Consider the following 12,226-nt stretch of genomic DNA (forward strand, 5'->3'; position numbering starts at 1 on the left):
ATTCGATATTTTTGATCTAAAACACCGTATTCATGAAATTAATAGAACATTTCGTAAACGGTAAAATAATTCCGGGATCTTCAGATAAAAAAGGAAAAGTTTTTAATCCAGCAACTGGCGAACAAGAGTCAGAGGTAAGACTTGCTTCAAAATCTGATTTAGACAGTGCTGTTGAGACAGCAAAAAAAGCATTTGAAACTTGGTCTTTAAAACCCGCTTTACAAAGAGCAAGAATAATATTTAAATTTAAAGAATTAATTGAAAAAAATTCTGATGAATTAACAAAGTTAATTGTTTCAGAACATGGAAAAGTTTACGAAGATGCAAAAGGTTCTTTAACCAGAGGACTTGAGGTGGTAGAATTTGCTTGTGGAATACCACATTTATTAAAAGGAGAGTTTTCAGAAAATGTTGGTACCAATGTTGATAGTTGGTCAATTAGACAACCATTAGGAGTTGTTGCAGGTATCACACCTTTCAATTTTCCTGCCATGGTACCAATGTGGATGTTTCCAATAGCAATAGCTTGTGGAAATACTTTTATTCTTAAACCATCAGAAAAAGATCCTTCTTGTGCAATAAGACTAGCAGAGCTTCTTTCTGAGGCTGGTCTTCCAGATGGTGTATTTAACGTAATAAATGGAGACAAAGAAGCTGTTGATGCAATTTTAGAAAATAAAGATATTAAAGCTGTTAGTTTTGTAGGATCTACTCCTATTGCAAAATATATATATGAAAATTCAGCTAAAAACGAAAAAAGAGTTCAAGCTTTAGGTGGAGCAAAAAACCATTTAGTTGTTATGCCAGATTGTGACTTAGATGGTGCAATAAATGGTCTAATGGGTGCTGCTTATGGTTCAGCTGGAGAAAGGTGTATGGCTCAATCAGTTGCGGTTGCGGTTGGAGACATCGGTGATGAGCTTGTATCAAGATTATCAAAAAAAGCTGAAGCTTTAAAAGTTGGTCCTGGAATGGATAAGGCATCAGAAATGGGACCTTTAGTTACAAAAGAACATTTAGAAAAAGTTACAAGTTACGTTGATTTAGGTGTCGAGGAAGGCGCAAAACTAGTGGTTGATGGTAGAGGTTTAAAACTCCAAGGCTATGAAAATGGTTTCTATATAGGTGGATGTTTATTTGATCATGTAAATAAAGATATGAGAATTTACAAAGAAGAAATATTTGGTCCAGTCTTATCAGTTGTTCGAGTAAAAACTTTTGAAGAAGCTGCAAAATTAATTAACGACCATGAGTACGGAAATGGAGTTAGTATTTATACAAGAGACGGTGATGCAGGCAGAACTTTTGCAAGTAAAATTCAAGTAGGTATGGTTGGTATTAACGTGCCGATCCCAGTTCCAATGGCATTTCATAGTTTTGGTGGTTGGAAAAGATCATTATTTGGAGATAGCGGAATGCATGGCATGGAAGGAATAAAATTTTATACTAAACTTAAAACTGTAACATCTAGATGGCCTTCAGGTGTCCGATCAAATCCGGAATTTGTTATGCCAACAATGAAATAAAGGAAATAAATGACAAAAATATCTTTAATTGGTGCAGGCCAAATAGGTGGAACTCTTGCACATTTAATAGGAATAAAAGAATTAGTGAATGAAGTGGTTTTATTTGATGTAGCTAGTGGTATTGCAAAAGGAAAAGCATTAGATATTGCACAATCTTCATCTGTAGATGGTTTCAATGTTAGGTTTTCAGGAACTGATAACTATGAGGACATAAAAGATTCAGATGTAATAATAATTACAGCAGGTGTTCCAAGAAAACCTGGAATGAGCCGAGACGATCTTCTTGGAATTAATTTAAAAATTATTAAACAAGTTGCTGAGGGGGTAAAGAAAAACGCTCCTAACGCTTTTGTGATCTGTATCACCAATCCTTTAGATGTTATGGTTATGGCATTTCAAAAATTTTCAGGTTTGCCATCAAATAAAGTTGTTGGTATGGCAGGTATTTTAGATAGTTCGAGATTTAAATTATTTTTATCATTAGAACTAAATGTGCCAGTAAGAGAAATTGAGGCAATGGTTATGGGTGGTCATGGTGACACCATGGTTCCTATGCCAAGATTTACTAAAATTTCAGGTAAACCATTGCTGGATTTTGTAAAGGATGGAAAGATTTCTTTAGAAAGAGTTGAGGAAATTAATCAAAGAACGCGAGATGGTGGTGCGGAAATAGTTAAATATTTAGAAAAAGGATCAGCCTTTTATGCACCAGCAGCTTCAGGTGTTCAAATGGCAGAAGCATATTTGAATGATCAGAAAAAATTATTACCCTGTGCTGTACAATTAAATGGAGAATATAGTGTGAAAAATGTTTATGCAGGAGTTCCCGTTGTCATTGGAAAAGATGGTGTAGAAAAAATTGAAGAGATTGATTTAGATGAAAATGAAAAAAAAGAATTTATGCATTCAATAGATGCTGTAAAAGCTTTATGGGAAGCTGCATCTAAAATAGATCCTGATTTATCTAAATAATAATGAATATTCACGAGCATCAAGCTAAACAAATATTAAAAAAATATGGAGCAGTAGTTCCCGAAGGAGTATTTGCGCTTAATGTTGATGAACTTATTCAAAAAGCAAAAGCACTCAAAACTGAGAAATATGTGCTTAAAGCACAAATCCATGCCGGAGGTAGAGGAAAAGCTGGTGGTGTAAAAATTTTAAACTCTATTGAGGAACTAACGGTAGCAGCTAAAGAATTACTTGGAAAAACACTAGTTACCCATCAAACTGGCCCTGAAGGTAGAGAGGTAAAAAGATTATACGTAGAAGAGTCATCAAATATAGATAAAGAATTTTACTTATCTTGTCTGGTTGATAGGGCAAGTTCTAAAATTGCATTTATATCAAGCGACCAAGGAGGAATGGACATTGAAGAAGTTGCAAGCAGTTCACCTGAAAAAATTATAACTACAAAAGTTGATATGGGTGATGAAATTTCTGAGTCAGATTGTAAAAAAATAATTAATATTTTTAATTTTAATGAAGACGCAAAAAAACAAGCAATAACATTAATTAAATCAATATATAAAATGTTTGTGAATACTGATGCAAACATGGTTGAAGTAAATCCATTAATTTTGACAAAAGAGAAAAAAATTGTTTGTTTAGATGCAAAAGTTAATTTCGACTCTAACGCTTTATTTAGGCATCCAGAAATTGTTGAATTAAGAGATTTAAATGAGGAAGATCCTACCGAGATAGAAGCTAGCAAGCATGATCTTGCATATATCAAGCTAGATGGAAGTATTGGCTGTATGGTAAATGGAGCAGGATTAGCGATGGCAACAATGGATATAATTAAATTGTATGGTAAAGAGCCAGCAAATTTTTTAGATGTAGGCGGTGGCGCATCCAAAGAAAAAGTATCTGCTGCATTAAAGATAATTCTCTCAGATAAAAATGTTAAAGGTATTTTAATTAATATTTTTGGAGGAATAATGAGATGTGATGTCCTTGCCCAAGGAGTAGTTGATGCAGCTAAAGAAATTAATATTAGTGTACCTTTAGTTGTAAGATTAGCAGGTACAAATTTCAAGGAGGGAAAAGAAATCCTTGATAATTCTGGATTAAAATTAATTTCTGCAGAAAATTTAGATGATGCTGCTAAGAAAATTGTTGAGGCGATAAAATAAAATGTCGGTTTTGGTAAATAAAAATACAAAAGTAATTTGTCAGGGATTTACTGGCTCACACGGAACATTTCATTCAGAGCAGGCTATAAAATATGGAACCAATCTTGTTGGTGGAGTTACGCCAAAGAAAGGTGGACAAAAACATTTAGACAGACCAGTATTTAATAGCGTTTTAGAGGCAAAAAATGAAGTAGGAGCAGATGCAACTATGATTTATGTACCTGCTAAATTTGCAGCAGCAGCGATCATTGAATCTATTGATGCATCAGTTGAACTTATTGTTTGTATAACAGAGGGAATTCCAATTCAGGATATGCTTAAGGTCAGACAAAAATTAAGTGGATCTAGTAGCAGATTAATTGGACCTAATTGTCCAGGAATAATCACACCAGATGAATGTAAAATTGGGATTATGCCGGGAAATATTCACAAAAGAGGTAGTGTTGGAATTGTATCAAGGTCAGGAACATTGACATATGAAGCAGTAGCCCAAACAACTGAAAATGGACTTGGTCAATCAACTTGTATTGGTATTGGTGGTGATCCTATTAATGGAACAAATTTTATAGATTGTTTAGATTTATTTTTAAATGATTCTGAAACAGAATCCATTTTAATGATAGGTGAAATTGGAGGAACAGCCGAAGAAGAAGCAGCTGAATTTATAAAAAAACATAAGATCAAAAAGCCAATTGTTGGATTTATAGCTGGAGTTACTGCTCCTCCAGGAAGGAGAATGGGGCATGCTGGTGCCATTATATCAGGTGGCAAGGGTGGAGCTGAAGATAAAATAAAAAAAATGGAAGAATGTGGTATTACAGTTGCTAAATCACCATCAATTATTGGAAAAACTTTATTTGATAAACTGTCTAATTGAAAAAAAATATTAGAGGGATATATTAAACAAAAAGATGTCTTCATCAAAAAATCTTGATTTCGAAAAAACTTCATTTTTAAACAAATCTAATAGTGCATTTATAGAAGAAATGTATTTAAAGTTTGTAAATAAAGATGCTGATCTTCCAGAAAGTTGGGCAAATTATTTTGAGGGAATTGGTGAAGAATTAAATGTTATAGCAAAAGAAATTAATGGTCCATCATGGGGACCTACTAAAAAAAAGATTGATATTGATGAATTACAAAAAAAAATAGAAGAACAAGATAAAAATGATTTTAATAATGTCAAATTAGACACTTCAGAAAAATTTAATTTTCAATTACTTGCTGACTCAAATAAAGATTCTATTAGTGCTGTAGCATTAATTAGAGCATATAGACTAAGAGGACATTTGTTAGCGGATCTTGATCCTTTAGAAATGAGAGAGTCAGAATATCTAGATGAGCTTCATCCAGATTTTTACGGTTTTAAAAAAGAAAATTACGATAAGAAAATTTTTCTAAACGGTGTAATCAATCGTAAATATGCAAATATAAGAGAAATACTTAAGTTTATGAAGAAAACCTACTGTGGAAAAATAGGTTATGAGTTCATGCATATTTCAAACCCAGATGAAAGAAAGTGGTTTAGGGACAGGATAGAGCAAGATAAAAATGCACTTCAATTTACAAAAAATGGTAAAGAGGCAATTTTAAATAAATTGGTACAGGCAGAAGGATTTGAAAAATTTTTAGCTACAAAGTATGTGGGAACAAAAAGATTTGGTTTAGATGGTGGCGAAAGTTTAATACCTGCTCTTGAACAAATAATAAAAATTGGTGGTCAAAATAATATAAAAGAAGTTAAAATAGGTATGTCTCATAGAGGTAGGCTTAACGTTTTGGCAAACGTTTTACAAAAATCTTACAAAAAAATTTTTAATGAGTTTGCTGGTGAGTTTAGTACTGATGCTGAAGATAGTGCTGGAGATGTAAAATATCATCTTGGAGCGTCGTCTGATAGAGAATTTGATGGAAATTCAGTACATGTCAGTTTAACAGATAATCCTTCTCATTTAGAAGCTGTTAACCCAGTTGTTTTAGGTCAAACAAGAGCCAAACAATTTTTTCATAAAGACCGTGAAAGAAATAAAGTTATACCTATTCTCATTCATGGGGATGCAGCCTTTGCTGGTCAAGGAGTTGTAGCAGAATGTTTTGCAATGTCTGGACTACCAGGACATAACACTGGAGGAACAATTCATATTATTGTTAATAACCAGATAGGATTTACTACTAGTCCAAGATTTGCGAGGTCTTCACCTTATCCATCTGATGTTGCAAAAATGGTAGAGGCTCCAATTCTTCATGTTAATGGTGATGATCCAGAAGCAGTTGTTTATGCAACTAGAATAGCAACTGAATTTCGATTAAAATTTAATAGAGACGTTGTTGTAGATTTAATTTGTTATAGAAGATTTGGACATAATGAGGGAGATGAGCCTTCATTTACTCAACCTTTAATGTATAAAAAAATTAGATCTCACCCCAGTGTTTACAAAATTTATGGAAATAAATTAGTAAACGAAAAATCTATAACTGAAGAATCACTAAATCAAAATGTTAAATCATTTAAAGATTTACTTGATGAACAATACAAAAGTGCAAAAGATTATAAACCTAAAATAGAATGGTTTGAGGGAACATGGTCAAGATATAAACCTGAAAAAGGTAAAGATAAGAGGGGTATAACAGGTTTCGATGAAAATAGATTAAAAATAATCTCAAGTAAAATAAATGATATTCCTGAGGAAAAAAATATTCATAAGACTATCTCTAAAATATTTAATGCCAGAAAAGAAAGTATCGAAAAAGGTACTGGAATTGATTGGTCTTCAGCTGAATCTTTAGCTTTTGGATCTTTGCTAGAGGAGGGATATCCAGTTAGGCTTGTAGGACAAGACTCTGGAAGAGGAACATTCAGTCAACGACATTCTGTTTTAAGAAATCAAATAGACAATTCTAGGTATATTCCATTGAATAATATTTCTAAAAATCAAAAGCAATTTGAAGTAGTAGATAGTTTTTTATCTGAACTTGCGGTTTTAGGTTTTGAATATGGTTATAGTCTAGTAGAGCCAAACACGCTTACTCTTTGGGAAGCACAATTCGGTGACTTTGCTAATGGAGCTCAAGTAGTAATTGATCAATTTATTGCATCTGGTGAGAGAAAATGGAATAGAGCATCTGGTATAGTAATGTTGTTACCCCACGGATATGAAGGACAAGGACCAGAACATTCTTCAGCAAGATTAGAAAGGTTTTTACAACTATGCTCAAACGATAATATGCAAGTAATGAACTGCACAACCCCAGCAAATTATTTTCATGCTTTAAGAAGACAAATGCATAGGAGTTTCAGAAAGCCACTAATAATAATGACACCAAAATCATTATTAAGAAATAAGTATTGTGTTTCAAATTTAGAAGATTTTAACAAAAAAAATACTTTCCATAGAGTATTGTGGGATCATGCTAGAGATCCTAAGTCTAAAGGATTTATTAAACTAAAACAAAGTTCTAAAATAAGAAAAGTAATACTTTGTTCTGGAAAAGTATATTTTGATTTGTTAGACGCCAGAGAAAAGCTTAAAAGAGATGATGTAGTGATGTATAGAATTGAACAATTGTATCCATTTCCAGCAAAAGCTTTGGTTGAGGAGTTAAAACCGTACTCTAAAAATGCTGAATTCTTTTGGTGTCAAGAAGAACCAAAAAATATGGGTGCTTGGTTTTCAGTTAGAGATTATATCCAATGGACATTAGACACTTTAAAGGCTAATAATAATAAAATTTCTTATATAGGAAGAAGCCCAGACGCAACTCCTGCAACAGGATATGCCAAAAGGCATAATTCTCAACAACAAGAAATAATTAACAAGGTATTTGATTAATTTTAATGAATGAAAAAATAGTAGTCCCAGTTCTTGGTGAAAGTATAACAGAAGCGACTGTTTCAAAATGGTTAAAAAACGCAGGTGATACAGTCGAAGCAGATGAGCCAATTGTAGAACTTGAGACAGACAAAGTAAACTTAGAAGTGCCATCTCCAATTTCTGGTGTGTTAACAGAGATAAATTCACAAGATGGATCAGTTGTTGAAGTAGGAGCATTATTAGGTTCTGTATCAGCAGAAAGTGGAAAGGTTAAATCTGCACCAAAAAACCAAAAAGAAATCAAGCAAGAGGAAATAGTTCCTTTAGAGAGCAATGTAATAAAATTAGATGCAAATAAAAAAGAACCAAAAGTATTTGAAGAAAAAGATATAGAAAAACCCAAAGATAAACCATTGGTTTTAACTGAGGAAGTAAAACCAGATGTTGCTCTAAACAGAAATATTAATCCAACCTTGTCTCCAGCAGTGAGAAAAATAGTAACTGAAAATAATATCGATATTAATTCAATTCAAGGTTCAGGAAAAGATGGGAGAGTTTTAAAAGGAGATTTAATAAGTTTGATGGGTGCAAATCCAAAACCATCTGAAAGAAAAATTCAATATGGTGAAGAAGAACGAATTAAGATGACTAGGTTGAGACAAACTATTGCAAAAAGATTAAAGCAAGCTCAAGAGAATGCCGCTCTTTTAACAACATTCAACGAGGTTGATATGAGCAGTGTGATGGAAATGAGGAAAGAAAATCAAGAGGATTTCCAATCTCGTTATGGGATAAAATTAGGATTTATGTCCTTCTTTGTAAAAGCATGTGTAGTTGCTTTAAAAAATTTCCCTGCAGTGAATGCTGAGATAGACGGAGATGAGATTATCTATAAAAACTATTACAATATTAGCTTTGCTGTCGGAACAGATAAAGGTTTGGTTGTTCCAGTTTTGAGAAATGCAGATGAGTTATCCTTTGCAGATATTGAAAAAAATATTAAAGAAATTTCAGAAAAAGCGCGAGATGGAAAGCTAACGATTGAAGATCTTCAGGGGGGAACATTTACAATAAGTAATGGAGGTGTGTATGGGTCTATGCTTTCAACCCCAATACTAAATTTACCTCAATCTGGAGTGTTGGGCATGCATAATATAGTGGAAAGACCTGTTGTTGTAGACGGTGAAATCAGAATAAGACCAATTATGTATTTAGCATTATCATATGATCACAGAATTATTGATGGAAAAGAATCTGTATCTTTCCTTAAAATGATTAAAGAAAACTTAGAAGACCCTAGAAGGTTGTTTTTAGATATTTAAATGTCAGAAAAATTTCAAGCTGTAGTTATTGGAGGTGGACCGGGTGGTTATGTGTGCGCAATCAGACTTGCTCAATTAGGATTAAAAACTGCATGTATAGAGTCTAGAGGGTCTTTGGGAGGTACTTGTTTAAATGTTGGTTGCATCCCATCAAAAAGCTTACTTAATCTGTCTGAAGAATTTCATAAAGTAAAAAGTTTAGCAAACAAAGGTATTGAAGTTGGCGAAGTAAAATTAAATTTAGACAAAATGATGAAAAGTAAAGATAAAGCTGTAACTGTTCTTACAAAAGGTGTTGAATTTCTTTTAAAAAAAAACAAAGTTACTTATTTTAAAGGACACGGAAGTTTTAAATCTAAAAATGAAATTTTAATAAAGGATGATAAAAATAAAGAAACCATCATCCAAACAGAAAAAACAGTTATTGCAACAGGATCAGTACCAGTTTCATTACCAGGAATAGAAATAGATGAGAAAACAATTGTCTCATCAACAGGTGCTCTAAAGTTAGAAAAGGTACCGAAGAGAATGGTTGTAGTAGGAGGAGGCTATATAGGATTGGAGATGGGGTCTGTATGGTCAAGACTTGGAGCAGAGGTACAAGTTGTTGAATTTTTAGATCATATTACACCTGGAATGGATAAAGAAATCTCTTCTGAATTTATGAAAATTTTAAAAAAACAGGGAATGAAATTTAATATGCAAAATAAAGTTGAAACAATTAAAAAAAATGCAGCTGGGGCAGTGATTTCAACAGTAGATAAAGATGGTAATAAAAATAATTTTGAGTGTGATGTTGTTTTGATTTCTGTTGGCAGAAAACCTAACACAGATGGTTTGAATTTAGAGTCTGTAGGAGTAGATCTTGACGAAAGAAATAGAATTAAAACTGATAAAATTTTTAAGACTAACGTTGAAAATATTTATGCAATAGGCGATGTAATTGTTGGTCCAATGCTTGCACATAAAGCTGAGGACGAAGGTATAGCAGTTGCAGAAAACATAGTTGGTCAATCTGGACATGTAAATTACGATACAATCCCAGGAGTAGTTTATACAACACCAGAAGTAGCATCAATCGGTAAAACTGAGGAACAATTAAAAGAATTAAATAAAAAATATAAAGTAGGGAAATTTTCGTTTATGGCTAATTCAAGAGCTAAGGCCATAGATGATGCGGAAGGTTTTGTTAAAATTTTAGCTGATGAGCAAACAGATAAAGTATTAGGTGCACATATAATTGGACCTCATGCAGGAGAATTAATTGCAGAGATCGGTGTTGCAATGGAATTTGGCGCAAGTGCAGAAGATATCGCCCGAACTTGTCATGCTCATCCAACGTTTTCTGAAGCAGTTAAAGAAGCTGCTTTATCAGTAGATAAAAGAGCAATACACTCTTAATTTTTTTTCATATTATAAAAATATGAAATATCCGATTCTTGTACCAAATATTTTTAATCATCCATTCACTTATGAAAGTAGTTTAAAACTTAAAGTTGGTGATTATGTAATGGTACCTTTTGGAAAATCAAAAATTACCGGTGTTGTTTGGGACGAATTTGAAAAAAATAATAATAAAAATTTTAAGACTAAAAATATAATCAAGAAATTAGACGTCACTCCGTTAAAAAAAAATACAATAAATTTTTTAAATTGGTTTGCAGATTATAATCTTATCCCAAAGGGTATGGCTTTAAAGTTAGTACTCTTAACTAGTAATGCGGTAGAGAACAAAGAAACTCAACTTTATCAAATATTTGATAGCGAAATTAAACAAAACTTAATCAAGCTATCTAGTGATCAAAATAAATCTCTAAAAAAAATGAACGCTTCAAATAAAAAATTTAGAGTTCATGTTTTACAAGGTACGACTGGATCAGGAAAAACTTTAGTTTATTTTGAAGCGTTAAAACCAATGATAAAGAAGGGTTTTCAAGGATTAATTTTATTGCCAGAAATAGGTCTAACTAGTCAGTTTGAACAAAAATTTTTAGAATATTTTGGTTTTAAACCTGCAGTTTGGCATTCAGGTATTTCAAAAAAAAAGAAAGAATTAATTTGGAGTGGAGTTTCTAATGGTAAAATAAAAATAATTATTGGTGCAAGATCTTCACTATTTTTACCATTTAAAAAATTAGGAATGATAATTGTTGATGAGGAACATGATCAGTCATTTAAACAAGATGAAGGTATAACCTATAATGCTCGTGATATGGCAATTTCCAGAGCATCTTTCGAAAATATTCCAATCAATTTGATTACCGCTGTCCCATCAATAGAAACTTTTGAAAATATTAAAAAAGGTAAATACGAGGTTTCTAGATTAAATGAAAGATATCAAAACGCAGCATTACCCAATTATGAAATTATTAATTTAAATAATACAAAACTTGAAAAACAATCATGGTTATCAAATAAAATTATTGAAAAAGTTAATTTACATTTGGAAAAAAAAGATCAAGTTTTGTTTTTTTTAAACAGAAGAGGTTTTTCTCCAAATGCTTTATGTAATAAGTGTTTTACAAGTTTTACATGTCCAAATTGTAGTATCAATTTAGTTTATCATAAAAATAAAAATAACCTATTGTGCCATTATTGCGGATATAAATCTGATCTTAAAAGGAACTGTACAAAAGAAGGCAATTGTGAATTTATTTTTAGTGGTCCTGGTGTTGAGAGAATTTCAGAAGAAGTAAAAAGAAAATTTCCTGGTAAAAAAATAGAGATCTTTTCAAGTGACACAATGAATAAAAAAGACTCTAAAGAAAAAATAGATAAAATTATTAAAAATGAAACGCATATTTTAGTTGGAACCCAATTAATTTCAAAAGGTTTTCATTTTCCAAGCTTAAATTGCATTGTAGTTGTTGATATTGATCTTTCATCTCAAGGACATGATTTAAGAGGTGCAGAAAAAAATTTACAGCTTTATCATCAACTTTCAGGACGTGCAGGAAGAACAGGAAAGCCAGCAACCGTATATTTTCAAACCTACGAAAATAATACTAAGATGATTTCAGAAATTACAAGTAAAAATCCAGATATTTTTTTAGAAAGGGAACTGGAGATAAGGAAAAAAAATAAACTACCACCATTTCAAAGATTTATTTCTTTAATATTAACAGGAGACAATGAAATTAAATTAGAGAAAGAAGCAATTAATTTTAAAAATTTTATTGAAAACAAAATAGAAGGAAAAATATTAGGGCCAGTGAATGCTCCATTGTTTAGATTAAAGAGAAAATTTAGGATTAGATTTTTAATTAGAGGCTTAAAATCCATGAAACTACAAAGTTCTCTTACAAAAATTATTCCAAAATATAAATTTTCTTCTGGAATAAAACTTTCAGTTGATGTTGACCCAATTAACTTCAATTAACCGCAAAAAAGAGGCCTTTTTTACGAATCCGCTACTTGAAGACATAAGGGTC

The 12,226-nt window shown here is 31.9% G+C and carries 8 protein-coding genes; all 8 read left to right on the top strand.

What is annotated here, in order from left to right:
- The first annotated feature begins 32 nt into the window (after window positions 1–32).
- Genes ACTT9L_RS06335 through priA form a run of 8 tightly spaced genes read left to right on the top strand, consistent with a single transcriptional unit; the run spans window position 33 to window position 12,174 of the window.
- Window positions 33–1,526, top strand: coding sequence for a CoA-acylating methylmalonate-semialdehyde dehydrogenase (locus tag ACTT9L_RS06335; protein ID WP_440928463.1), 1,494 nt, complete (start codon window positions 33–35; stop codon window positions 1,524–1,526).
- Window positions 1,527–1,535: 9 nt separating this feature from the next.
- Entirely contained in the window at window positions 1,536–2,498 is a 963-nt protein-coding gene (gene mdh, locus ACTT9L_RS06340) for a malate dehydrogenase (protein WP_440928464.1), read from the top strand.
- Window positions 2,499–2,500: 2 nt separating this feature from the next.
- A complete protein-coding gene (sucC, locus tag ACTT9L_RS06345; RefSeq protein ID WP_440928465.1) occupies window positions 2,501–3,661 on the top strand; it encodes an ADP-forming succinate--CoA ligase subunit beta in 1,161 nt (386 codons plus the stop codon).
- 1 nt (window position 3,662) lies between these two features.
- Window positions 3,663–4,538, top strand: coding sequence for a succinate--CoA ligase subunit alpha (sucD, locus tag ACTT9L_RS06350; RefSeq protein WP_440928466.1), 876 nt, complete (start codon window positions 3,663–3,665; stop codon window positions 4,536–4,538).
- Window positions 4,539–4,572: 34 nt separating this feature from the next.
- Window positions 4,573–7,491: a 2-oxoglutarate dehydrogenase E1 component gene (locus ACTT9L_RS06355; protein WP_440928467.1), complete on the top strand. Its 2,919-nt coding sequence runs from the start codon at window positions 4,573–4,575 to the stop codon at window positions 7,489–7,491.
- A 5-nt stretch (window positions 7,492–7,496) separates the two neighbouring features.
- Window positions 7,497–8,795, top strand: a complete 1,299-nt coding sequence (odhB, locus tag ACTT9L_RS06360) for a 2-oxoglutarate dehydrogenase complex dihydrolipoyllysine-residue succinyltransferase (protein ID WP_440928468.1) — start codon at window positions 7,497–7,499, stop codon at window positions 8,793–8,795.
- Entirely contained in the window at window positions 8,796–10,196 is a 1,401-nt protein-coding gene (gene lpdA, locus ACTT9L_RS06365; RefSeq protein ID WP_440928469.1) for a dihydrolipoyl dehydrogenase, read from the top strand.
- A 22-nt stretch (window positions 10,197–10,218) separates the two neighbouring features.
- On the top strand, window positions 10,219–12,174 hold the full coding sequence (gene priA / locus ACTT9L_RS06370; RefSeq protein WP_440928470.1) for a replication restart helicase PriA: 1,956 nt from the start codon (window positions 10,219–10,221) through the stop codon (window positions 12,172–12,174).
- The last annotated feature ends 52 nt before the right edge of the window (window positions 12,175–12,226 follow it).

This window comes from Candidatus Pelagibacter sp., from assembly GCF_052049675.1.
GTDB lineage: Bacteria > Pseudomonadota > Alphaproteobacteria > Pelagibacterales > Pelagibacteraceae > Pelagibacter.

Coding starts and splice junctions, on each gene's coding strand:
- mdh (WP_440928464.1), top strand. CDS start 1,536: ATGACAAAAATATCTTTAATTGGTGCAGGCCAAATAGGTGGAACTCTT.
- odhB (WP_440928468.1), top strand. CDS start 7,497: ATGAATGAAAAAATAGTAGTCCCAGTTCTTGGTGAAAGTATAACAGAA.
- sucC (WP_440928465.1), top strand. CDS start 2,501: ATGAATATTCACGAGCATCAAGCTAAACAAATATTAAAAAAATATGGA.
- lpdA (WP_440928469.1), top strand. CDS start 8,796: ATGTCAGAAAAATTTCAAGCTGTAGTTATTGGAGGTGGACCGGGTGGT.
- ACTT9L_RS06335 (WP_440928463.1), top strand. CDS start 33: ATGAAATTAATAGAACATTTCGTAAACGGTAAAATAATTCCGGGATCT.
- priA (WP_440928470.1), top strand. CDS start 10,219: ATGAAATATCCGATTCTTGTACCAAATATTTTTAATCATCCATTCACT.
- sucD (WP_440928466.1), top strand. CDS start 3,663: ATGTCGGTTTTGGTAAATAAAAATACAAAAGTAATTTGTCAGGGATTT.
- ACTT9L_RS06355 (WP_440928467.1), top strand. CDS start 4,573: ATGTCTTCATCAAAAAATCTTGATTTCGAAAAAACTTCATTTTTAAAC.